Below are 23,231 nucleotides of genomic sequence, written 5' to 3'. Positions count from 1 at the left end.
ACACGGAGTTACCGCGGATCAGCAGCTCACAGCGGCGTCTTCTTGCCGTCCACGTAGTTGTACAGCGTGGTCGCGGCGTTCTTCAGCTCGCCGTTCGGCTCGAAGGCGATGTTGGCGGTGACGCCCTTGTAGTTCGCCTTCTTCAGCATCGGGATGTACTTCTTCGGGTCGATCGAGTTGGCGCGCTTCATGGCGTCGACCAGCACGAAGGTGGCGTCGTAGGTGTACGGGCTGTAGACCTGGAACTGGCCCGGGTACTTCTTGTCGTACTTGTCCTTCCACGCCGTGCCACCGGGCATCTTGGCGATCGAAGCGCCGCCTTCCGCGCAGATCACGTTGCCCAGCGTCTTGGCGCCCGCGGACAGCTTGGCGATCTCGGAGGTGCAGATGCCGTCGCCGCCGAAGTACTTGACCTTGGTCATGCCCAGCTGCTCCATCTGGCGCAGCATCGGGCCGGCTTGCGGGTCCATGCCGCCGTAGAACACCGCATCGGGGTTCTTGGCCTTGATGGCGGTCAGAATGGCCATGAAGTCGGTGGCCTTGTCGTTGGTGAACTGCTCGTCGACGACCTGCATGCCCTTGGACACGGCGGTCTTCTTGAACACTTCGGCGACGCCCTGGCCGTAGGCGGTGCGGTCGTCGATGATCGCAACCTTCTTCAGCTTCAGCTTGTCGGCGGCGTACAGCGCCAGGGCGGAGCCCAGGGCGTTGTCGTTCGCGATGATGCGGTAGGTGGTGTCGTAGCCGGGCTTGGTCAGCGCCGGGTTCGTCGCGGCACCGGTGACGTGCGCGATGCCGCAGTCATGGTAGACCTTGGACGCGGGGATGGTGGTGCCGGAGTTCAGGTGGCCGACCACGCCGGCGACCTTGGCGTCGCACAGCTTCTGCGCCGCGGCGGTGCCCTGCTTCGGGTCGGCGGCATCGTCTTCCGCCTGGATCTCGAACTTCACCTTCTTGCCGCCGATGGTGACGCCCTGGGCGTTCAGGTCCTCGATGGCCATGCGGACGCCGTTCTCGTTGTCCTTGCCGTAGTGGGCCTGCGGGCCGGACAGCGGGGCGACGTGACCGATCTTGACGACCTGGTCCTGGGCAGCGGCGAGGCCGCACACCGCCGCGATGGCCATGGCAGCCGTCAATTTCAGCTTGAATTGCATAGGGAAACCTCCGATTAGGGTGATGGGTTGAGGTCCGTTTTATTAACTCAACGGGCGGCACGTTATCGCAATTTCCGGGCCCGAACCATAGGGAAAGCTTTAGGGTTAGGACGTCAACGAACGACGCGTTCGATGCAGTGCCGTGCGCGCAGACCTCAAACGTTGCTGCCGCCGCTGCGTTGACGCGACTGCATCTCCTCGGCGACAGCTTGCGACACCACTTCGCGCACGAGGTCCTCCACCCGCTCGCGCAACAGCGGCGCGAGTGCGGCGGTCTGTTCGAGCACGACGGAGGCGATCTCCTCGCGCAAGCGCCGTTCGAGCACGAGGTCCACGCGGCGCAGCACGCGCTCGGCGAGCTGGTCCAGCGGCGGCACCACCGAGGGGCCCAGCGGCGCGGGACCGGATTGCACCACTTCGGTCAGCGTCGGCACGAAACGCGGCGGCGGGCGGTTGCTGGCCATCAGCTGCCCTCCTTCGTCGCGACGTCGTGGCGCTTGATGGCGTAGCCGCGGTCCGCATAGTGCTTCCAGCGGCTGCGCGCCTGCAGGCGGTCTTCCTCGTCGGTGGACACCAGCTCGTTCAGGCGCTCGAAGCGCTCGAAGCCTTCCGGCACGCGGCCTCCCAGGTTCACCAGCACCTGCTCGTGCGGCGTGCCGCGCGGGGAATCGGCCAGCACCACGGGCGAGGCGGCGAGCACCTGCGGCTCGGCCGATGCCGCATGGCAGTGCGGGATGAACTCCAGCGGCGAGAAGGTCCACAGCTCCACATCGAGGCCGCGCAGCTGCTCGGGCTGGCCGGTGACCACCACGCGGAACCCCGCGCCGGTCGCCTTGCGCAGCAGCCGGCACGCGTAGGCCAGCTTGTCCTGCACGTTGAAGTGGAACGTGACCTCGGTCATGCGCGCCGGGCTCAGGCCGCCGCGCGGCTGCGCCCGCCCTTGGGCTTGCCCTTGCCCTTGCCCCTGGCCGTCACGGCGGACCGGCCTTCGGCCGCGCGCGGCACGGCCGTGCCTTCCTCGGCCAACAGGTATTCGAGCAACAGGCCGACGGGGCGGCCGGTGGAGCCCTTGGCCGCCCCGCCCTTCCAGGCGGTGCCGGCGATGTCCAGGTGCGCCCAGGGATAGTTCTGGGCGAAGCGCTGCAGGAACTTGGCCGCCACGACGGCACCGCCGGCGCGGCCGGCGACGTTCGCGACGTCGGCGAAATTGGTCTTCAGGCCCTCGGCGTACTCGTCGTCCAGCGGCAGGCGCCAGCAAGGGTCTAGCGCTGCGTCGCCGGCAGCGAGCAGCTGTTGCGCGAGGTCGTCATCGGTGGCGAACAGGCCGCTGCGGACGTTGCCCAGTGCGACCACGCAGGCGCCCGTGAGCGTGGCGATGTCGATCACCGCGCGCGGCTTGAAGCGCTCGGCGTAGGTCAGCGCATCGCACAGGATCAGCCGGCCTTCGGCGTCCGTGTTCAGCACTTCGATCGTCTGGCCGGAGAGGCTGGTGAGGATGTCGCCCGGCTTGTAGGCGCTGCCGTCCGGCATGTTCTCGCAGCTGGGGATCAGGCCGATCACGTTCAGCTTCGGCTTGAGCTCCGCCAGGGCGCGGAAGGTGCCCAGCACGCTCGCCGCGCCGCCCATGTCGAACTTCATCTCGTCCATCTCGGCCGACGGCTTGATCGAGATTCCGCCCGTGTCGAAGGTGATGCCCTTGCCCACCAGAACGATGGGCGCCTGGCCCTTGCCGGCGCCTTCGTAGCGCAGCGTGATGAAGCGCGCCGGCTCGGCCGAGCCCTTGGCCACGCTCAGGAAGGAGCCCATGCCGATGCGCGCGATCTCCTTGGGACCGAGCACCTCGACCTGCAGGCCGTGCGTCCTGGCCAGCTTGCCCGCCTCTTCGCCCAGCCGCGTGGGCGTGGCGTAGTTGGGCGGCAGGTTGCCCAGCTCCCGGGCGAACTCGATGCCGACCGCCGCCGCGCGGGCGCGCTGGAAGGCCTGCCTGCTGGCAGCCGCATCGGCCACGCCGACCACGACCTTCTTCAGTTCGCGGCCTTCCGGCTTGGACTTGGTGGCGACGTAGACATAGCTGCTCTCCGCGGTGCCGCACACGGCGGCCCGCACGGCGTCGTCACCGCTGCCGGCGGGCAGCAGGATGGCGAGCTTCCTGGCGGCCGACGACCGCAGCACGCCGGCGACGGCCTGCACCGCGGCCTGCACCCGCTTGCCGGATCCGTCACCGGCCCCGGCGAAGATCACGCGGGCGGCAGCGACGCCTTCGGCCCGGTAGGCGTGCAGCAGCTTGCCCGGCTTGGGCTCCAGGTCGCGCGCCTGCAGGGCGGCCGCGGCCAGCCGCGACAGCGGGTCCTTGCCGGCCTGAAAGGATTCCGTCACCAGGACCAGCAGCACGTCGGCCTTCTCGTTGGCCGCACCCGCGAGGTCGAGGGTCTTGAGTTCGAAGTCCATAATCCTTGTTGTTCTCCAGCGCGCCCCGGGGCGCGCGCCAAGCCGCAGATGTTATTCCATTCAACAGTACGCAAGGAGCTGGCCCGCAGTTTCGGGGCCTCCCTCGTGGTCCTGGTCACCATCGTCATGACGATGACGCTGATCCGCACGCTCAGCCTCGCCAGCCGCGGCAGCGTGAACCCCGAGGAAGTGATGATGGTGATGGGCTATGTCGTGCTGGGTTACCTGCCCACCATCTTCACGCTGTCGCTGTTCATCGCCATCGTCGGCACGCTCTCGCGCATGTACCGCGACAGCGAGATGGTGATCTGGTTCAGCGCCGGGCGCGGCCTGTCCTCGCTGGTGCGTCCCCTGTTCGCTTTCGCCTGGCCGGTGCTGCTGGTCACCGCCCTGATGGCGCTGGCGGTGTGGCCCTGGGCGAACCAGCAGGCGCAGGAGCTCAAGGACCGCTACGGCCGCCGGGGCGACCTCGAGCGCGTGGCTCCCGGCCAGTTCCAGGAATCGGCCAGCGGCCGCCGCGTGTTCTTCCTGGACAAGGACACGCCGGACAACAAGTCCGGCAAGAACATCTTCATTTCGACCACGGAGAAGGACAAGGAGACGGTCACTTCGGCGCGCAGCGGCCGCGTCGAATTCATCGATGACGACCAGTACGTGCTGCTGTCCAACGGGCAGCGGCTGGAGAATTCGCTCAAGGGCGAGGGCCTGCGCATCATCGAGTTCGAGGAGCATGGCACCCGGGTGCGCGACAACGCGCTGGTGCCGGGCGAGGACAGCCCGGCGAAGACCCGCTCCAGCCTCTTCCTGCTGCGCAACCCCACACCCAACAACCTCGCGGAGCTCGCCTGGCGCGTCGGCCTGGCGCTGGCGGGCCTGAACTTCGTGCTGCTGGCCATCACCGTCTCCAGCGTCAACCCGCGTGTCGGGCGCAGCGGCAACCTCGTGTTCGCGCTGTTCGCCTTCATCGTGTACTACAACCTGCTGAACCTGGGCCAGGGCTGGATCGCCGCCGAACGCGTGCCCTTCCTGGGCTTCCTGCTCCTCGTGCACGGCGGCACCTTCCTGCTGGCGTCGCTCTGGCTCGCCAAGCAGCACAACAACTGGGCCGTGCGCCCGCTGCTGCAACGTTTCCGGCGGGAACCGGCGTGAAAACCATCCGCCGCCTCATCTACGCCGAGGTCCTCTCCGCCGTCGCCTTCGTGAGCATCGGCTTCCTCGCGCTGTTCTTCTTCTTCGATTTCGTCGACGAGCTGGGCAACGTCGGCCGCGGCGTGCAGGCCTATCGCCTGACGCAGGCGCTGGTCTTCGTGGCACTGAGCATGCCCAGCCATCTGTACGAGCTGCTGCCGATCGCGGTGCTGATCGGCACCATCTTCGTGATGGCGCGCTTCGCCCAGAGCTCGGAGTACACGATCCTGCGCACCAGCGGCCTCGGCCCCTGGCGAGCCATGCGCATGCTGCTCCTGCTCGGACTGGGCTTCACAATCCTGACCTTCGCCACGGGCGACTACCTGGCGCCCCTGTCCGACCGCACCGCGCAGCTGCTCAAGGCGCGCATGAGCGGCGGCCTGTCGGTCGGCACGACCGGGGCCTGGCTCAAGGAGCGGCAACGCTATCTCTCGTACAATGTCAACGTCTTTCGCCTCACGCCGCAAGGCGGCATGGAGCGGGTACGCATCTTCGAGGCGGATTCGCGCGGCTTCCTGGTCTCCCTCACGCAAGCGCCGACGGCCAGCTTTGCCGATGGTGCCTGGGTGCTGCGCGACGTCGACCGCACCGAGTTCGCGACCGAGGGCGGGGCCACCAGGGTGGAGCGCCTGAAGCTGCCGACCCTGCGCTGGCCGACCGAGATCACGCAGGAGATGGTGTCCGTGGCGCTGCTCAAGCCGGACCGCATGAGCACCATCGACCTGTTCCAGTACATCCGGCACCTCGCCGCCAATTCGCAGACCTCGCAGCGTTACGAGATCGAGTTCTGGCGCAAGGTGTTCTATCCCCTGTCCTGCCTGGTGATGGTGGTGCTCGCCCTGCCCTTCGCCTACCTGCACTTCCGCTCGGGAGGGATCACCAGCTACGTGTTCGGCGGCGTGCTGATCGGCATCAGCTTCTTCCTCCTGAACAACGTGTTCGGCTACATCGGCAACCTGCAGAACTGGCAACCCTGGGTGGCGGCCGGGGCGCCCGGCTTCCTCTACACCCTGATGTCGCTGGGCGCCTTCGGCTGGCTCGTGTTGAGGCGCTAGCCATGGACCGCGCCATCATCCTGTTCGGCCACGGTTCGCGCGACCCGCTGTGGCGCCTGCCGATGGAAACCGTGGCGACGCGCCTGCGCACGCTGAAGCCGGAGACGCCGGTGCGCTGTGCGTACCTGGAACTCGACGCACCCAGCCTGCCCGCCGCTGCCGCGGAGCTGGTCACCGCCGGTGCCCAGGAGATCACGGTCGTGCCGATGTTCCTGGGCACCGGCCGCCATGCGCGCGAGGACCTGCCGGCGCTGGTGGACGGCCTGCGCAGCGCGCACCCGTACGTGGTGTTCAGGTTGCAGAAGCCCGTCGGGGAAGACGTCCGGGTGCTGGACCTGCTCGCACAGATTGCATTGGAATAAGGCGAGCGGGCATAATGAATTTCTCTCTTAGAAGAAATTCAGCATGAACCTGCATCAGTTTCGCTTCGTGCAGGAAGCGGTGCGGCGCAATCTCAACCTCACGGAAGCGGCCAAGGCCCTGCATACGTCCCAGCCCGGCGTGTCCAAGGCCATCATCGAACTCGAAGACGAGCTTGGCGTGGAGATCTTCGCGCGCCACGGCAAGCGCCTCAAGCGTGTCACCGAACCCGGCCAGCACGTCCTCAAGAGCATAGAACTCATCATGCGCGAGGTGGGCAACCTCAAGCGCATCGGCGAGCAGTTCAGTGCGCAGGACAGCGGCACGCTGTCGATCGCCACGACCCACACGCAGGCGCGCTACGTGCTGCCGGTGCCGGTGGCCAAGCTGCGCGAGGCCTATCCCAAGGTGTCCGTCAGCCTGCACCAGGGCTCGCCCGACCAGGTGGCGCGCATGGTGCTGGACGAGGTCGCCGAGATCGGCATGGCGACCGAATCGCTGTCCGACTACCCGGACCTGGTGACCCTGCCCTGCTACGAGTGGCAGCACGTGCTGGTGCTGCCGCTGGCGCATCCGCTGGCCAAGAAGGAGCGCATCACGCTGGAGGACCTCGCGTCCGAGCCGCTGGTCACCTACCACCCGTCCTTCACCGGCCGCACCCGCATCGACACGGCCTTCGCCCAGAAGAAGCTGCAGCCGCGCATCGCGCTGGAGGCGATCGACTCCGACGTGATCAAGACCTACGTGCGCCTCGGGCTGGGCATCGGCATCGTGGCGGAGATGGCCGTGCGCGAAGACCCCCTCAACGGCAACAGCGACCTGGCCGTGCGGCCCCTCGGCCACCTGCTGGGGCAGAACCTGGCGCGCGTGGCGTTCAAGCGCGGCGCGTATCTGCGCACCTTCGTCTACCGCTTCGCCGAACTCCTGTCCGACCGACTGGATCGCAACCTCATCGCGAAGGCCATGAGCGGCCACGGCAACGATTACGAAATGTGATGTCCATGAGCAACGAACGCACACCCCCGATCGTCACCAAATTCCCCACCATGGGCACCACCATCTTCACGGTGATGTCCGCACTGGCCTCGGAAAAGGGTGCGGTGAACCTCGGACAGGGCTTCCCCGATTTCGACTGCGACCCCGCGCTGCTGGACGCGGTGACCGAGGCCATGCGCAAGGGCCTGAACCAGTACCCGCCCATGACCGGCATCGCGCCGCTGCGCGAAGCCATCGCGGCCAAGGTGGAAGCGATCTACGGCCGCAAGTACGACCCGGCGTCCGAGATCACCGTGACCGCCGGGGCCACGCAAGCCATCATCACCGCGGTGCTCGCGCTGGTGAAGCCGGGCGACGAGGTGATCGTGCTGGAGCCCTGCTACGACAGCTACGTGCCCAACATCGAGCTGGCCGGCGGCAAGGTCGTGCGCGTGCCGCTGGTGCCGGGGACGTTCCGGCCGGACTTCCCGAAGATCGCCGCCGCACTGTCGCCGCGCACCCGCGCCATCCTGGTCAACTCGCCGCACAACCCCAGCGGCACGGTCTGGACGCGCGCAGAGATGCTGCAGCTGCAGGAGCTGCTGGCGCCCACGGACGTGTTCGTCATCAGCGACGAGGTCTACGAGCACATGGTGTACGACGGGCAGCTGCACCAGAGCGCGGCGCGCTTTCCGGGGCTGGCGGCACGCTCGCTCATTGTCTCCAGCTTCGGCAAGACCTACCACGTGACCGGCTGGAAGGTGGGCTACGTGGCCGCGCCGGCCGCCCTGAGCGCGGAATTCCGCAAGGTGCACCAGTTCAACGTGTTCACCGTGAACACGCCGATGCAGTACGGCCTCACGAGCTACATGGCTTCGCCGCAGCCTTACCTGCAGCTGCCTGCGTTCTATGCCCACAAGCGGGACCTGTTCCGCGCCGGCCTGGCGCGGACGCGCTTCAAGCTGCTGCCCAGCGAAGGCACCTACTTCCAGTGCGTGGACATCTCGCAGGTCAGCGACCTGCAGGAAGCCGAATTCTGCAAGTGGCTCACCAGCGAGATCGGCGTCGCCGCCATCCCCTTGTCGGCGTTCTACGGGGACGGTTTCGACCAGCGGGTGGTGCGCTTCTGCTTCGCCAAGAAGGACGAGACGCTGCGCACCGCGCTGGAGCGGCTGGCGAAACTCTGAACCGGGGGCGCTGCGCTCCCTCTGAAAAGTCGCTTGCGACTTTTCAGGGCGATGGCTTCAGCACTGGACCGGGTTCTTGCAGTACTTGTCCAGTTCCCGCACCACGGCCTGCGCCATGACGGGGTTGCGCGCTTTCGGGCCCACGTCGAGGCTCAGTTTCAGCTCGTACTTGCGGAAGAACTCGTCGAACAGTTCCACCCCCAGGGTGGCATAGGCGGTCAGGGTGTCGGCCGCCGGGTCGTGCTGCAGCAGCACGGCGCACAGCGGCTGCCTGGCCGGCCCGGAGAGGACCTCGGCGCCGCGCGCCGGGTCGTACTGGCTGTGCTCCGCGCAGCAGTGGATCAGCCCGTCCTGCACGCCGCGCTGCGCGCGCTTCTTGCGAAAGCTGATGAAGCTCACTTCCCGCGTCGGATAGACCAGCTGGTGGGCGCAGATCGCCGAAAACGCGACGATGCTGCGCCTGGGGCCCACCCCGCCCGGCCAGCTGTAGGAGTTGCGGTCCTGCGTGCTCACGGTCGTCCCCGCTACCGCCTTGCCCAGGTCCAGCAGGAACACCGGCGTGGCTTCGAAGGGGTACAGGAAGACGTAGTTGGTCTCGGGCTTGAGCGAGGACGCACGCAAGGGGTCGCCTCGCTCGTCCACCAGCAGGGTCCGTGCGTACGCCTTGGGCTTGGCGTCGGCCGCCCAGGCGGGAAAACCGGCCGCGGCGGAGACGCAGGCGGCGCCGGCGGTGCACGACTCCAGGAAATTCCTTCGATCCATGCGAACCTCCGTTTGCTGCATCACGGTAGCCGCTGCCGAGCCGGCTGCCTATCGGGGGTTTGTACCGTGAACCCAGGTCCCCGGCCGTGGAACTGCAACGCGGGTGTCGGCCGAAAGGCCCCAGCCGTCAGGCGTTGAGCTGGGACCACACCTTGTCCAGCCGCTTCACGCTGACCGGCTGCGGCGTGCGCAGCTCCTGCGCGAAGAAACTGATCCGCAGCTCCTCCAGCAGCCAGCGGAAGTCCTCCATCCGCTCGTCGACCTGGCCCTTGCGCTCGGCAACGAGGCGCCAGTAGCGCTGTTCCTGCGGCCGCAGTTCGGCCACGCGGGCGGCGTCGCGCGCGGGGTCCGCGCGCAGCTTGTCCAGCCGCAGCACGATGCCCTTCAGGTAGCGGGGCAGGTGCTGCAGCCGCGGCCAGGGGGTGGCGGCGAGAAAGCGCTTGGGAACCAGCCGCTGCAGCTGCTGCAAGGCGTCCGCCGTGGCCTCCGGCTGGTTCTTCGTGTCCTTGATCTTGCGGGCCGCAGTGGCGTGGTCGGCCAGGATGGTGGCCGCCAGCCGCGCCACCTCGTTGGCAATGAGCGTGAGGCGGCCCCGGCCCTCGTCGAGGCGGCGCTGGAAGTCGGCGGCGTTGGCCGGCAGCGGATCGAGCAGGAAAGCGCGGTCCAGCGCCACTTCGAGGATCTGCTCGCGCAGCTCCTCCAGCGTGCCCAGCGGCATGAAGGCCACCGCCATCTTCTGCAGCTCGGGCAGGTTCTTCTCGAGGTACTTGAGCGCCTCGCGCAGCTGCAGCGCGAACAGGCGGCGCAGGCCGCCGCGGTGCCTGGCCGCGGCCACGTCCGGCTCGTCGAAGACCTCGATGGTCACCGCATCGCCCTTGTCGATCAGCGCCGGGAAGCCGACCAGGCTGGTGCCCCCCTTGCGGATTTCCATCAGCTCCGGCAGTTCGCCGAAGGTCCACGCGGTGTATTTCTGTTCGGCTTGCGCTGCGCCCGCCTCCGGGGCCAGGCTGGGACGGGGGCGCGCCCCGTCTCTGGCCAGCGCCGCAGCGCCCCCACCCTGCCCGCCCTCGACGGGGGTAAGAGAAGCGGGCACCTTCATTCCGGCCAGCGCCTGGAACGCACCCCGCGCCTTCGCCCCCAGTTCCGCCTTCAGCGCCCCCAGGTTGCGCCCCATCCCGAGCTGCCGCCCGTGTTCGTCCACGACGCGGATGTTCATGAACAGGTGCGCGGGCACCATGTCCAGCTTGAAGTCGGTCCGCTTCACGTCCAGGCTGGTCTCCTCGCGCACCAGCTTCAGCAGGGCGTCCGTGAGGGCGCCGTTGGCGTAGCGCTCCGGCTGGGAGAAGAGCTCCGCGATGCGCGCGGCCGATTCCGGCAAGGGCACGAAGCGCGAACGCGGCCGCTGCGGCAGGCTTTTGAGCAAGGCCTGCACCTTGTCCTTCAGCATGCCCGGCACCAGCCACTCCGTCCGGTCCTCGCTCACCTGGTTGAGCACGAACAGCGGCACGCTCACGGTCAGCCCGTCGCGCGGGTCGCCCGGTTCGTGCAGGTAGGTCGCGCTGCAGTCCACGCCGCCGAGCTTCACGGTCTTGGGGAAGGCATTGCTGGTGATGCCCGCCGCCTCGTGCCGCATCAGCTCCTCGCGCGTGAGCTTGAGCAGGTTCGGCCGGGCGCGGCTGGCCTCGGCGTACCAGCGCTCGAAGCTCGCCCCGCTGTACACGTCGCGCGGCACCTGCTGGTCGTAGAAGGCGTAGATCAGCTCCTCGTCGACCAGCACGTCCTGCCGGCGCGACTTGTGTTCCAGCTCCTCGACTTGCCGCACCAGCTTCTGGTTGGCCGCCAGGAAGGGCAGGCGCGTCTCCCACTCGCCGGCGACCATGCCTTCGCGCAGGAAGATCTCGCGCGCGCCCTGCAGGTCGGCGCGGGCGAAGGGCACGCGGCGGCCGCTGTAGATCACCAGCCCGTACAGGGTCGCCCGCTCCAGGGCCACGACTTCGGCCGCCTTCTTCTCCCAGTGCGGGTCCAGCAGCTGCTTCTTGAGCAGATGCCCGGCGACCTCCTCCACCCACTGCGGCTCGATGTTGGCGATGCCGCGGCCGAACAGGCGCGTCGTCTCGACCAGTTCGGCGCACACCACCCAGCGGCCCGGGCGCTTTTTCAGGTGCGCGCCGGGATGGCGGTAGAACTTGATCCCGCGGGCGCCGAGATAGGCGTCGCCACCCTGCCCCGTGCTGGCACCGGCGTCCTCCGGCTTGAAGCCGATGTTGCCCAGCAGGCCGGAGAGCATCGCCTTGTGCAGTTGCTCGTAGCTGGCGGGTTGGTCGTTCAGCCGCCACTTGTGCTCGGTGACCACCGTGAGCAGCTGGCTGTGCACGTCGCGCCACTCCCGCACCCGGCGCACGTTGATGAAGTTCTGCCGCAGCAGCTGCTCGTACTGCCGGTTGGACAGCCGATGGTCCGTGCCATGGCCGCCGCGCGACTCTTCCAGCCACTGCCACAGGCGCAGGTAGCCGGAGAACTCGCTTTTCTCGTCGTCGAACTTGGCGTGCTGCTGGTCGGCCTGCGCCTGCAGCTCCATCGGCCGGTCGCGCACGTCCTGCAGCGACAGGGCCGAGGCGATGACCAGCACTTCCTGCAGCGCCCCGCGCTGGCGCGCCTCCAGGATGATGCGGCCCACGCGCGGGTCCAGCGGCAGGCGGGCCAGTTCGGCGCCCATGGGCGTGAGCTCGTTGGCGTCGTCCACCGCGCCCAGTTCGTTCAGCAGCTGGTAGCCGTCCGAGATCGCACGGCGCGAAGGCGGGTCGATGAAGGGGAAGTCCTCCACCACGCCCAGGCGCAGGGACTTCATGCGCAGGATCACGCCGGCCAGCGACGAGCGCAGGATCTCGGGGTCCGTGAAGCGCGGCCGGCCCGCGAAGTCCTTCTCGTCGTACAGGCGGATGCAGATGCCGTTGGCCACCCGGCCGCAGCGGCCCGCGCGCTGGTTGGCCGCCGCCTGGCTCACCGGCTCCACCAGCAGCTGCTCCACCTTGCTGCGGAAACTGTAGCGCTTGACCCGCGCGGTGCCCGTGTCGATCACGTAGCGGATGCCCGGCACCGTGAGCGAGGTCTCGGCCACGTTGGTGGCAAGCACGATGCGCCGCCCGGCGTGGCTGTCGAACACCCGGTCCTGCTCCGCCTGCGACAGGCGCGCGAACAGCGGGATCACTTCGGCGCTGCGCGTGAGCACGTCGTGCGCCAGGTGCTTGCGCAGGTGGTCGGCGGCCTCGCGGATCTCGCGCTCGCCGGGCAGGAACACCAGGATGTCGCCCGGCGCGTTGCCGCGCCAGAGCTCGTCGACCGCCTCCGCGATGGCGTCGTTCAGGTCGAACTCGCGCGATTCCTCGAACGGGTGCCAGCGCTGTTCCACCGGGAACATGCGCCCCGACACGTACAGGACCGGCGCCGGCCCTTTCGCCGATGCGAAGTGCTGCGCGAAGCGCTCGGCGTCGATGGTCGCCGAGGTCACCACGATCTTCAGGTCGGGCCGGCGCGGCAGCAGCTGGCGCAGGTAGCCCAGCAGGAAGTCGATGTTGAGGCTGCGCTCGTGGGCCTCGTCGATGATGATCGTGTCGTAGGCGTTGAGCAGCGGGTCGGACTGCGTTTCGGCCAGCAGGATGCCGTCGGTCATCAGCTTGACCGAGGCGTCGCGCTGCAGCCGGTCCTGGAAGCGGACCTTGAAGCCCACCACCTCGCCCAGGGGCGTGTCCAGTTCCTGCGCGATGCGCTTGGCCACGCTGGACGCCGCGATGCGGCGCGGCTGCGTGTGCCCGATCAGGCGGCCCTTGCCGTCCGCGGCATTGCGCCTGCCCCGCCCCATGGCCAGGGCGATCTTGGGCAGTTGCGTGGTCTTCCCGGAACCGGTTTCGCCGCAGACGATCACCACCTGGTGCGCGGCCATCGCGGCCATGATCTCCTCGCGCCGGGCGGAGACCGGAAGGTTCTCGGGAAAGGTGATGTTCAGCGGGGCAGGCAAGACGGCACGGGAAAAAGCCCGTGATTATCCGCCCCTCGCGCTCAGGCTGCGGCCGAGGCGTGGGCGACCCAGCCCGGCGACCGGGTATCGAGCTCGGCGATCTGGCCTGCCTGCGGGTCGAAGAACGCCAGCCGGCTGCCGTAGCTCCAGGCGGTGCGCGCCATGGCGCGGGCGGTCGCCACCGCCTGCGAGGGGCGCACCTGGGTGTTCGTGCACAGCACGCCGATGCCGACGTCGGCGCCCCAGGTCGTCGCGGCCTGCTCCAGGCCGGCCGGCTCGCGCGTGGTGCTCAGGGCCAGCGGCCGGGCCAGCCGGTCGCGGATCTGCACGGCCAGCTGAGCCAGCCGCTGCACGTCGGGCGCATGGGGCACCAGCAGCAGGAAACCGTCCTCGCCCAGACGGCCCATTTCCACGTTCTGCGGCACCACGCGGCGCAGCCGCCCGGCGCACACGAACAGGGCGTGGTTGAAGGCGGCGCGCCCGTGCAGGTTCTCCAGGGCATACAGGTTGGCCACGCAGACCGCCAGCACCCCGATGGGCCGGGCCTCCGCATTGCGCTGGAAGAACACGTCGCCGACCATCTGGCCGGTTTCGGTGTGCGAGCGCATGCGCGTGACCGGGTCGTAGCTGGGCCCGTGGGCCAGCACTTCCGACAGCTCCAGCAGGTAGGAATAGCGGGCCCACAGCACTGCCGCGATCACGCACAGGTAGGCCACGCCGGCGCTGGCGCTCAGCGCATGCACCGGCCAGGCGGTGGTGCGGGTCAGTGCGATCCACCCCAGGCCCGCGATGGCGACCAGCATGAAGACGAGGCCGGCCACCGCCATCCAGCCGGCGCGGTCGCCCCGGATGGCCCCGCGGGCGGCGACCACCAGCATCGCGGCGCCGACGGCAAAGGTGGCCACGGAACTGAGCGCCAGCGCCTGCGCCGGCTCCAGCAGCCAGCCCGCCAGCAGCACCAGTGCTCCCGCACCCAGCAGCGCCGCCACGGCGCGGCGACCGAGCGCCGCCTGCCGCAGCATGCCCAGCGTGGACATCAGCATGAGGGCGAGCGTCACCGCGGTGAGCACGGCCACGTGCGCGAGCACCCTCGCCTCCACCGGCTCTTGCAGCGGCAGCCACCCGAGGTAGGCCACCACGAAGGCCGCAGAGAACAGGGAGGTCAGGGCCGCCATGAGCGCAACGCGCCGCTGCGAACGCAGGAAGGCGGCCAGCGAGATCACCAGCATCAGCGTCGCCGTGCAGAAGAAGGCGCCCCAGAACGCCGCCGCGACGTTGTCCATGCGGGGGACGATAGCAAAGGGCGCCAGCGGGCGCCACACGGGTGTTGCTTTGGGCGCTAGGAGATCGACAGCGCCGAGGGCTGCGTCGGCAGCAGTTCCGCGATCTGCCCTTGCTGCGGGTCGAAGAAGGCGATGCGGCTGCCGTAGCTCCAGGCCGTGCGCGCCATCGCGCGCACCGTGGCCACCGCCTGCGCCGGCCGCACCTGCGTGCTGGTGGAAAGCACGCCGATGCCGACGTCCGCCGCCCAGCCCGTGCCGCGCCCGTCGATGCGCCCGGGCTCGCGGCTGATGCTCAGGGACACCGGCCGCGCCAGGCGCTCGCGCAGCTCGCGCGCGAGCTGGTCCAGGGCGCGCATGTCTTCCATGCTGCGCGTGAGCAGCAGGAAGCCGTCCTCGCCCAGGCGCCCCATCTCCACCGTCTGCGGCACGCAGCGGCGCAGGCGGCCGGCGCAGATGAACAGCGCGTGGTTGAAGGCCGCGCGGCCATGCAGGTTTTCCAGCGCATACAGGTTGGCGATGCACACCGCCAGCACGCCGACCGGACGCGCCTCGGCCTCGCGGTGGAAGAACACGTCGCCCACCAGCTGGCCGGTCTCGCTGTGCGAGCGCATGCGCGTGACCGGGTCGTAGCTGGGGCCGTGCGCCATCACCTCCGACAGCTCCAGCAAGTAGGAATAGCGCATCCAGAGCGCGGCCGCCATGACGGCCAGGTACCCCATGCCGGCCAGGGCGCTGAGCGCATGGACCGGCCAGGCGACCTCGCGGTCCACGGCGATCCAGCTCAGGCCCGCCAGCGACACCAGCATGACCGAGATGCCGCCCACCGTCGCCCATGCCAGGCGGTCGCCGCGCCGCGCGCTGCGCATGGCGACGCCCAGCATGAAGCAGCCCAGCGCGAAAGCGAGCACCGAACTGAGGACCAGCGCCTGCTGCGCCGGCAAGGCCCAGCCGGTTCCGAGCGCCGCCGCGTCCAGCACGGCCAGGCCGATGCCGGCGCGGCGCGCGACGCCCGGCTGGCGCAGCAGTCCGAGCAGGGCCAGCAGCATCAGCGACAGCACGCTCGCCACCAGCAGCGCCAGGTGCGCGAGCACGCGCGCTTCGACCGCGGGCTGCAGCGGCAGGCAGCCCAGGTAGGCCGCGACGAACAGGGCGGAGACGAGCGCGGACAGGCCCGCCGTCAGCGCGACGCGGCGCTGCAGGCGCAGGAAGGCAGCCAGGGAGATGCCGAGCATGAGGGTCGCCGTGCCGAAGAAGGCCCCCCAGAAGCCGGCGGCGATCGGATCCATGGCGTGCACGATAGCGCAAACGGCAAGGGCCTCCCCAAGGGGTTCCCTTACACTGTCGCGCCGAGTCCTCACCGCCGATGTCCGCCATCTTCAACTTCACCTTCGTGCCCTGGTTCCGCTCGGTGGCGCCCTACATCCACATGCACCGGGGCAAGACCTTCGTGGTGGGCATGGCGGGCGAGGCGATCGCCGCGGGCAAGCTGCCGCACATCGCCCAGGACATCGCGCTGATCCAAAGCATGGGCGTCAAGGTGGTCCTGGTGCACGGCTTCCGGCCGCAGGTCAACGAGCAGCTCAAGGCCAAGGGCCATGCCGCCCGCTACTCGCACGGCATGCGCATCACCGACGAAGTGGCGCTGGACAGCGCCCAGGAAGCCGCCGGCCAGCTGCGCTACGAGATCGAAGCCGCCTTCAGCCAGGGCCTGCCGAACACGCCCATGGCCGGCTCCACCGTGCGCGTGATCTCCGGCAACTTCATCACGGCCCGGCCGGTCGGCGTCGTGGATGGCGTCGACTTCCAGCACTCCGGGCTGGTGCGCAAGGTGGACGCGGCCGGCATCCGCCGCACGATCGACCTGGGCGCCATGGTGCTGCTGTCGCCCTTCGGTTTCTCGCCCACCGGCGAGGCCTTCAACCTGACGATGGAAGAGGTCACCACCAGCGTCGCGATCGCGCTGCAGGCGGACAAGCTGATCTTCCTGACCGAGATCCCCGGCGTGCGCACCAAGCCGCTGGAAGCCGAGGGCGAGGACAACCCGATCGACACCGAGCTGCCGCTGGCGGCGGCCGAACAACTGCTCGCCAGCCTGCCGCCGGCGAGCAACCCCACGGATACGGGCTTCTACCTGCAGCACTGCGTGAAGGCCTGCAAGGCCGGCGTGGAGCGCAGCCACATCATCCCCTTCGCGGTGGACGGCTCGCTGCTGCTGGAGGTCTACGTCCACGACGGCATCGGCACCATGGTGGTGGACGAGAAGCTGGAGGAACTGCGCGAGGCGACGGCCGACGACGTGGGCGGCATCCTGCAGCTGATCGAACCCTTCGAGAAGGACGGCACGCTGGTCAAGCGCGACCGCACCGAGATCGAGCGCGACATCGCCAACTACACCATCGTCGAACACGACGGCGTGATCTTCGCCTGCGCCGCGCTCTACCCTTATCCCGAGGCGCGCACCGGCGAGATGGCGGCGCTGACGGTCTCGCCGCAAAGCCAGGGCCAGGGCGACGGCGAGAAGATCCTGCGGCGCGTGGAGCAGCGCGCCCGCGCGATGGGCCTGGAGAGCATCTTCGTGCTCACCACGCGCACCATGCACTGGTTCCTCAAGCGCGGCTTCGTCCAGGTCGACCCCGACTGGCTGCCGGAGGCGCGCAAGCGCAAGTACAACTGGGACCGCAAGAGCCTGGTCTTCGTCAAGAAGCTCGCCTGAGCTGCTGCTTCGCGGCCCGCTGAGCCACCGGTCCTACACCGGCGGCGCCGCACGCCGACACTGCGTCCTGCGCCGGCGCTCTACCTTCGAGCATGGCCAATGCGTTTTCCACCCGGGCGGGACGCTTGCTGGAGCAGCTGCGCCCGCACCTGCGCGCCCTGCCGGCCGCCGCGGCCGGCGACGCGCTGCTCATGTCCCGGCTCGCCGGCGCCAGGCTGGCGCTGCTGGGCGAAGCCACCCACGGCAGCCACGAGTTCTACGCCGAGCGCGCCTTGCTCACGCAAGGCCTGATCCGCGACCACGGCTTCAACGCGGTGGTGGTCGAGGCCGACTGGCCGGACGCCTGGCGCGTCAACCGCTACGTGCGCTGGCGCTCGGACGACCGCAGCGCCGAAGAGGCGCTCTCCGGTTTCGAGCGCTTTCCCACCTGGATGTGGCGCAACACGGTGGTGCGCGATTTCGTCGAATGGCTGCGCGAGCACAACCGCGACCGCGCGCCTTCGCGGCAGGCGGGCTTCTACGGCATGGACCTGTACAGCCTCTACGGCTCCATGCGGGCCGTCCTGGACTACCTGGACCGCCACGATCCCGAGGCGGCGCAGCGCGCGCGCAGCCGCTACGCCTGCTTCGACCACTTCGGCGGGGACAGCCAGGCCTATGGCTACGCGGCGAGCTTCGGCATGCAATCGAGCTGCGAGGACGAGGTGATCCAGCAGCTGCGCGAAATGAACCGGCGCACCGCGGAACTGATCGCGGCCTCGACCGAGGAGCGCGCGGACCTGTTCCACGCACAGCAGAACGCCAGGCTGGTCCGCAACGCGGAGGAGTACTACCGCACCATGTTCCACCGGCGGGTGTCGTCCTGGAACCTGCGCGACAGCCACATGGTGGAGACGCTGCAGGCGCTGGAAAAGCGCATCGACGGCCTCGCGGGCCAGGCGCGCATGGCGGTGTGGGCGCACAACTCGCACCTGGGCGACGCCAGCGCCACCGAGATGGGCGACATGGGCGAGTGGAACGTGGGCCAGCTCGCGCGCGAGCGCTGGGGCGAGCAGGCGATGCTGGTGGGCTTCAGCACGCATGCGGGGACCGTCACGGCCGCCTCGGAATGGGATGGGGCGGGCGAGCGCATGCAGGTGCGCCCCGGCCTGCCGGGAAGCTGCGAAGCCCTCTTCCACGAGGCCGGAGAGGAACGCTTCTGGCTGCCGCTGAAGGGCAACGCGGCGCTGGGCGAACTGCTGAAGGACAAGCTGCTGCAGCGCGCGATCGGCGTGATCTACCTGCCGCAGTCGGAACGTGCCAGCCACTACTTCCACACGCGCCTGCCCGCGCAGTTCGACGCGATGATCCACATCGACCAGACGCGGGCGCTGCAACCGCTGGTCCCGGAACCGGCGTGGCACGCCGGGGAAACGGCGGAGACGTATCCGACGGGGCTGTGAAAACGTCACGGGCGGCCTGAGCCGCAATCCCTCGGGCGCGGGATCGGGCGCCGCATGGGTCCCGGGTCGAGCCCGGGACGACATCCGGGGTGACAGCGCCTAAGCCGCCATCGGCGCGCTGACGCCGCCGCTGGCGCGCGGGCGCAGCTGGCGCGCGAACAGCACGGCGCCCACCAGCGCCAGCGCGACGAAGCACAGGAAGGACCAGTTGGCGATCGAGCCACCCAGGAAGGTCCAGTCGATCTTGGTGCAGTCGCCGCTGCCGCGGAAGATCAGGGGGATCGCGCGCTTGAGCGGGAAGGTCTCGATCATCCCGTAGAAGTCCCGGCCGCAGGACGCGGTCTCCGGCGGGTACCACTGCAGCCAGCTCTGGCGGGCCGCGACGAAGGCGCCGAAGCCGGCGAAGAGCGTCATCAGCCCTGCCCCCGCCAGCAGCGCACCGCGCGACTTGAAGGCCGCCGTGAGGCCCGCGACGACGGCCACCAGCACCAGTGCATAGCGCTGCACGATGCACATGGGGCAAGGCTCCAGCCCCACGACGTGCTGCAGGTAGAGCCCGAAGGCGAGCATGGCCACGCAGGCCAGCGCCACCAGGGCCAGCACGCGCCGGGGCGCCGCATCGAACCAGTCCAGATTCCTCATTCCCTCTCCGTCCTTTCGCCCCTGCCGGCGCCCTCAGATGCCGGCACCGCTCTCCAGAAACACGCGGGCCTGCCGCGGTGTCGCCACCAGCGTGTCGCCCTCGCGCACGCCCATCTCCCGGAACTGCTGGGCGGGGATCTGCGCCTCGATCAGCGAGTCCGTTCCCACCCGATTGTCCGCCTGTTTGGTGCCGTCGACCGGCTGAAGTTCCAGCCGGGCCACGGGACCCACGACGATGGCGCGCGAGAGCTTGACGACGATGCCGGTGGCGCCGGGCGCCCAGCGCCGCACCTCCAGGTCGTGCGGCCGCACGTAGGCCGAGGCGCGGGCGTTCTGCGCCCCCGCGAGCTCGGGCGAATCGATCTGCATGCCTTCGAAGTGCACCTCGCCTTCATGGGCGCGGCCGTGGAACAGGTTCACATCGCCCAGGAAGCCGTAGACGAAGGGGCTGGCCGGGTGGTCCCAGACGTCCTGCGGCGAGCCCACCTGCTCGATGTTGCCGGCGTTCATCAGGACGACGCGGTCCGCGACTTCCAGCGCTTCCTCCTGGTCGTGCGTGACGAAGATGGAGGTCACGTGCAGGTCGTCGTGCAGGCGGCGCAGCCAGCGGCGCAGCTCCTTGCGCACCTTCGCGTCCAGCGCGCCGAAGGGCTCGTCCAGCAGCAGCACCTTGGGTTCGACCGCCAGCGCGCGGGCCAGCGCGATGCGCTGGCGCTGGCCGCCCGAGAGCTGCGAGGGGAAGCGGTCGGCCAGCCAGTCCAGCTGCACCAGCCCCAGGAGCTCGTGCACCTTCTGCTTGATCTGCGCTTCGGTCGGCCGCTGCGAGCGCGGCTTCACGCGCAGGCCGAAGGCCACGTTCTCGAACACCGTCATGTGCCGGAACAGCGCGTAGTGCTGGAACACGAAACCCACCTGGCGCTCGCGCACGTGCACGTCCGTGGTGTCCTCGCCGGCGAACAGGATGCTGCCGGCGTCGGCGGTTTCCAGCCCCGCGATGATGCGCAGCAGCGTGGTCTTGCCGCAGCCGGACGGGCCCAGCAGGGCGACCAGCTCGCCGGAATCGATGTTCAGGGAGACGTCGTTCAGCGCGCGGAAACTGCCGAAGTTCTTGCTGACGTCGCGGATCTCTATGCTCATGCGCTTGCCTTTCCTTGGAGGCCCAGGGGGCGCTCCGGCGGCAGCTCGGACGCCGCCTTCATCTCACGTTCCTGCTGCCATTCGGCCGCGGACTTGATCACCAGGGTGACCAGGGCCAGCAAGGCCAGCAGCGACGCCACGGCGAACGCCGCGACCGACTGGTATTCGTTGTAGAGGATCTCCACGTGCAGCGGCATCGTGTTGGTCTGCCCCCGGATGTGGCCGGACACCACCGACACGGCGCCGAACTCGCCCATGGCGCGCGCGTTGCACAGGATCACGCCGTAGATCAGGCCCCACTTGATGTTGGGCAGGGTCACGCGCCAGAAGGTCTGCCAGCCCGTCGCGCCGAGCACGATCGCGGCCTGCTCCTCGTCGGTGCCTTGCGCCTGCATCAGCGGGATCAGCTCGCGCGCGATGAAGGGGAAGGTGACGAAGATGGTCGCCAGCACGATGCCGGGCACGGCGAAGATGATCTTCACGTTGTGCTCGGCGAGCCAGGGCCCGAACCAGCCCTGCGCGCCGAAGACCAGCACGTAGATCAGGCCGGACACCACCGGCGACACCGAGAACGGCAGGTCCACCAGCGTGGTCAGGAAGGACTTGCCGCGGAAGTCGAACTTGGCGATGGCCCAGGCCGCGCAGACGCCGAACACGAGGTTCAGCGGCACCGCGATGGCGGCGGTGATCAGCGTCAGGCGGATCGCCGACCAGGCGTCGGGCTCCTTCAGCGCCTCGAGATAGGCGCCCAGGCCCTTGCGCAAGGCCTCGGTGAAGACCGCCGCGAGCGGCATCACCAGGAACAGCAGCAGGAACACGAGGGCCAGTCCGATCAGGGTGTTGCGCACCCAGGCCGGTTCGGTGGTGGTGACGCGCTTGCGCGTGAGGTCGGTCGCCATCAGGCCCTCACCCCGGCCCTCTGCCGCGAGCGGGAGACGGTGAGAAATGACTTCGTGTGCATCGTCACTGGCCTCCCGAGCGGCGGCGCTGCCAGGTCTGCAGCGCGTTGATCACCAGCAGCAGCAGGAAGGAGATGACCAGCATGACCGTGGCGACGGCCGTGGCGCCGGCGTAGTCGTACTGCTCCAGCTTGCCGATGATGATCAGCGGGGTGATCTCCGAGACCATAGGCATGTTGCCGGCGATGAAGATCACCGAGCCGTACTCGCCCACGGCACGCGCGAAAGCCATGGCAAAGCCGGTGACCAGGGCCGGCGCGATCGCCGGGAAGATCACCTTGCGGAAGGTCTGCCAGCGCGTGGCGCCCAGGCACATCGCGGCCTCTTCCAGCTCCTTCTCGTTTTCCTCCAGCACCGGCTGCACCGTGCGCACCACGAAAGGCAGCCCGATGAAGATCAGCGCGATCACGACGCCGTTGGGGTTGAACGCCAGCTTGATGCCCAGCGGCTCCAGGTACTGGCCGATCCAGCCGTTGCCGGCCAGCAGCGCGGTCAGCGAGATGCCGGCCACCGCCGTCGGCAGCGCGAACGGCAGGTCCACCAGCGCATCGACGATGCGCTTGCCCGGAAAGGAGTAGCGCACCAGCACCCAGGCGACCAGCAGCCCGAACACCACGTTCACGCAGGCGGCGATGAAGGACGCGCCGAAGGTGAGGCGGTAGGAGGCGAGGACGCGGGGCGATGCGACGGCGGCCCAGAACTGGTCCCAGGACAGCGTGAAGGTCTTGAAGACCAGCGCCGCCAGCGGGATCAGCACGATCAGGGACAGGTACAGGACCGTGTAGCCCAGGGTCAGGTGGAACCCCGGAAGGACCTTCCTGCCGCCGCCGCGCGAAGAAGAAGGCGCCGCCGCCGTGCCCGGCAGCGGCGCCGCGAGTGCGCCACTCATGTCGTCCTTACTTGACGGTGTAGATCTTGTCGAACTGGCCGCCGTCGTTGAAGTGCACCTTCTGCGCCTCGGCCAGGGAGCCGTACAGCTCCTGCACCGAGAACAGCTTGATCTGCTTGAACTTGGGGTACTTCTTCAGGACGGCCTCGTTGGTGGGCCGGATGTAGTGCTTGGCCGCGATCTCCTGGCCTTCTTCCGAGTACAGGAAGTTCAGGTAGGCCTTGGCGAGGTCAGCCGTGCCCTTCTTGGCGACCGTGCGCTCCACGACGGCCACCGGGTTCTGCGCGATGATGCTCATGGAGGGATACACCACGTCCACCTTGTTGGCGCCGAACTCCTGGTTGACCGACTCGACCTCCGATTCGAAGGTAATGAGCACGTCGCCGGTGTTGCGCTGCAGGAAGGCGCTGGTGGCGTCGCGGCCACCGCGGGCCAGCACCGGCACGTTCTTGTACAACTTGCCGACGAAGTCCGCGGCCTGGGCGTCGGTGCCGCCCTTCTTCTTCACGTAGCCCCAGGCAGCCAGGTAGGCGTAGCGCCCGTTGCCGCCGGTCTTGGGGTTCACCACCACGACCTGCACGCCCGGCTTGACCAGGTCGTCCCAGTCCTTGATGCCCTTGGGGTTGCCGTTGCGCACCAGGAACAGCATGGTGGACGTGGTCGGCGCCGCGTCGTGCGGGAAGCGCTTGGCCCAGTCCTTGGCCACGATGCCCTTGTCGGCGAGGAATTCGACGTCCGTGGTGGTGTTCATGGTCACCACGTCGGCGTCCAGCCCGTCGGCCACGGCACGCGCCTGCGCGCTGGAGCCGGCGTGCGACTGCTCGATCTTGACGTCCTTGCCCGCGGTCTTCTTGTACCAGGGCACGAAGGCCGCATTGATGTCCTTGTAGAACTCGCGCGCCACGTCGTAGGAGACGTTCAGCAGGGTTTGCTGCGCGGAGGCCGCGCCGCTGGCCGCCAGCGCGAGCGAGGCGAGGAGGATCTTGATCTTGGAGGTGGTCATGAGATGCAAACGGGGCCTA

The 23,231-nt window shown here is 68.9% G+C and carries 20 protein-coding genes; 7 read left to right on the top strand and 13 right to left on the bottom strand.

Translation table 11 applies throughout. The annotated features are described in order from the left end of the window. Positions 1-26: 26 nt before the first annotated feature. The 4 genes from AC3EGR_RS04210 to AC3EGR_RS04195 form a co-directional block, all read right to left on the bottom strand. Complete coding sequence (locus AC3EGR_RS04210) at positions 27-1,154, bottom strand: branched-chain amino acid ABC transporter substrate-binding protein (RefSeq protein WP_488545187.1); 1,128 nt, start codon at positions 1,152-1,154, stop codon at positions 27-29. 155 nt (positions 1,155-1,309) lie between these two features. After that, positions 1,310-1,618, bottom strand: coding sequence for a hypothetical protein (locus AC3EGR_RS04205; protein ID WP_488545186.1), 309 nt, complete (start codon positions 1,616-1,618; stop codon positions 1,310-1,312). Further along, positions 1,618-2,055, bottom strand: coding sequence for a DNA polymerase III subunit chi (locus AC3EGR_RS04200; protein ID WP_488545185.1), 438 nt, complete (start codon positions 2,053-2,055; stop codon positions 1,618-1,620). The genes AC3EGR_RS04205 and AC3EGR_RS04200 overlap by 1 nt, the downstream gene beginning before the upstream one ends. A gap of 11 nt (positions 2,056-2,066) precedes the next feature. After that, the gene (locus AC3EGR_RS04195; protein ID WP_488545184.1) at positions 2,067-3,602 is read right to left on the bottom strand and encodes a leucyl aminopeptidase; all 1,536 of its coding nucleotides are present in this window, start codon (positions 3,600-3,602) and stop codon (positions 2,067-2,069) included. A 48-nt stretch (positions 3,603-3,650) separates the two neighbouring features. Between AC3EGR_RS04195 and lptF the strand changes: the two genes are divergently transcribed. The 5 genes from lptF to AC3EGR_RS04170 are packed head-to-tail and all read left to right on the top strand — an operon-like array spanning position 3,651 to position 8,367. Continuing rightward, positions 3,651-4,751, top strand: a complete 1,101-nt coding sequence (gene lptF / locus AC3EGR_RS04190; RefSeq protein ID WP_488545183.1) for an LPS export ABC transporter permease LptF — start codon at positions 3,651-3,653, stop codon at positions 4,749-4,751. Then, positions 4,748-5,845, top strand: a complete 1,098-nt coding sequence (lptG, locus tag AC3EGR_RS04185; protein ID WP_488545182.1) for an LPS export ABC transporter permease LptG — start codon at positions 4,748-4,750, stop codon at positions 5,843-5,845. The genes lptF and lptG overlap by 4 nt, the downstream gene beginning before the upstream one ends. Before the next feature lie 2 nt (positions 5,846-5,847). After that, complete coding sequence (locus AC3EGR_RS04180; RefSeq protein WP_488545181.1) at positions 5,848-6,207, top strand: sirohydrochlorin chelatase; 360 nt, start codon at positions 5,848-5,850, stop codon at positions 6,205-6,207. Positions 6,208-6,250: 43 nt separating this feature from the next. After that, on the top strand, positions 6,251-7,201 hold the full coding sequence (locus AC3EGR_RS04175) for a CysB family HTH-type transcriptional regulator (protein ID WP_488545180.1): 951 nt from the start codon (positions 6,251-6,253) through the stop codon (positions 7,199-7,201). After that, a complete protein-coding gene (locus AC3EGR_RS04170; RefSeq protein ID WP_488545179.1) occupies positions 7,201-8,367 on the top strand; it encodes a pyridoxal phosphate-dependent aminotransferase in 1,167 nt (388 codons plus the stop codon). The genes AC3EGR_RS04175 and AC3EGR_RS04170 overlap by 1 nt, the downstream gene beginning before the upstream one ends. A 57-nt stretch (positions 8,368-8,424) precedes the next feature. Here the strand turns inward: AC3EGR_RS04170 and AC3EGR_RS04165 are convergent, their stop codons facing one another. The 4 genes from AC3EGR_RS04165 to AC3EGR_RS04150 form a co-directional block, all read right to left on the bottom strand. Then, positions 8,425-9,129, bottom strand: a complete 705-nt coding sequence (locus tag AC3EGR_RS04165) for a twin-arginine translocation signal domain-containing protein (protein ID WP_488545178.1) — start codon at positions 9,127-9,129, stop codon at positions 8,425-8,427. 127 nt (positions 9,130-9,256) lie between these two features. Then, the gene (gene hrpA, locus AC3EGR_RS04160) at positions 9,257-13,078 is read right to left on the bottom strand and encodes an ATP-dependent RNA helicase HrpA (RefSeq protein ID WP_488545329.1); all 3,822 of its coding nucleotides are present in this window, start codon (positions 13,076-13,078) and stop codon (positions 9,257-9,259) included. A 107-nt stretch (positions 13,079-13,185) separates the two neighbouring features. Further along, entirely contained in the window at positions 13,186-14,427 is a 1,242-nt protein-coding gene (locus AC3EGR_RS04155; RefSeq protein ID WP_488545177.1) for a diguanylate cyclase domain-containing protein, read from the bottom strand. Between the two features lie 56 nt (positions 14,428-14,483). Further along, positions 14,484-15,713, bottom strand: a complete 1,230-nt coding sequence (locus AC3EGR_RS04150) for a diguanylate cyclase domain-containing protein (RefSeq protein ID WP_488545176.1) — start codon at positions 15,711-15,713, stop codon at positions 14,484-14,486. Between the two features lie 77 nt (positions 15,714-15,790). Here AC3EGR_RS04150 and argA point away from each other — a divergent pair, with 77 nt between their 5' ends. Together argA and AC3EGR_RS04140 are read left to right on the top strand one after the other, a co-directional pair. Next, entirely contained in the window at positions 15,791-17,140 is a 1,350-nt protein-coding gene (argA, locus tag AC3EGR_RS04145; RefSeq protein ID WP_488545175.1) for an amino-acid N-acetyltransferase, read from the top strand. A gap of 92 nt (positions 17,141-17,232) precedes the next feature. After that, the gene (locus tag AC3EGR_RS04140; RefSeq protein ID WP_488545174.1) at positions 17,233-18,582 is read left to right on the top strand and encodes an erythromycin esterase family protein; all 1,350 of its coding nucleotides are present in this window, start codon (positions 17,233-17,235) and stop codon (positions 18,580-18,582) included. 99 nt (positions 18,583-18,681) lie between these two features. Here the strand turns inward: AC3EGR_RS04140 and AC3EGR_RS04135 are convergent, their stop codons facing one another. From AC3EGR_RS04135 to AC3EGR_RS04115, 5 genes are all read right to left on the bottom strand, one after another. Beyond that, a complete protein-coding gene (locus AC3EGR_RS04135; protein WP_488545173.1) occupies positions 18,682-19,224 on the bottom strand; it encodes a disulfide bond formation protein B in 543 nt (180 codons plus the stop codon). Between the two features lie 33 nt (positions 19,225-19,257). Beyond that, complete coding sequence (locus tag AC3EGR_RS04130; RefSeq protein WP_488545172.1) at positions 19,258-20,361, bottom strand: sulfate/molybdate ABC transporter ATP-binding protein; 1,104 nt, start codon at positions 20,359-20,361, stop codon at positions 19,258-19,260. Further along, a complete protein-coding gene (gene cysW / locus AC3EGR_RS04125; protein WP_488545171.1) occupies positions 20,358-21,260 on the bottom strand; it encodes a sulfate ABC transporter permease subunit CysW in 903 nt (300 codons plus the stop codon). Before cysW ends, AC3EGR_RS04130 begins: the two co-directional genes overlap by 4 nt. Before the next feature lie 64 nt (positions 21,261-21,324). Next, a complete protein-coding gene (gene cysT, locus AC3EGR_RS04120) occupies positions 21,325-22,209 on the bottom strand; it encodes a sulfate ABC transporter permease subunit CysT (protein WP_488545170.1) in 885 nt (294 codons plus the stop codon). 7 nt (positions 22,210-22,216) lie between these two features. Next, positions 22,217-23,212, bottom strand: a complete 996-nt coding sequence (locus tag AC3EGR_RS04115) for a sulfate ABC transporter substrate-binding protein (protein ID WP_488545169.1) — start codon at positions 23,210-23,212, stop codon at positions 22,217-22,219. Between the last annotated feature and the right edge of the window lie 19 nt (positions 23,213-23,231).

It is taken from the genome of Ramlibacter sp. G4-7 (assembly GCF_057784995.1).
This window is presented reverse-complemented; position numbering and strand designations above follow the sequence as displayed.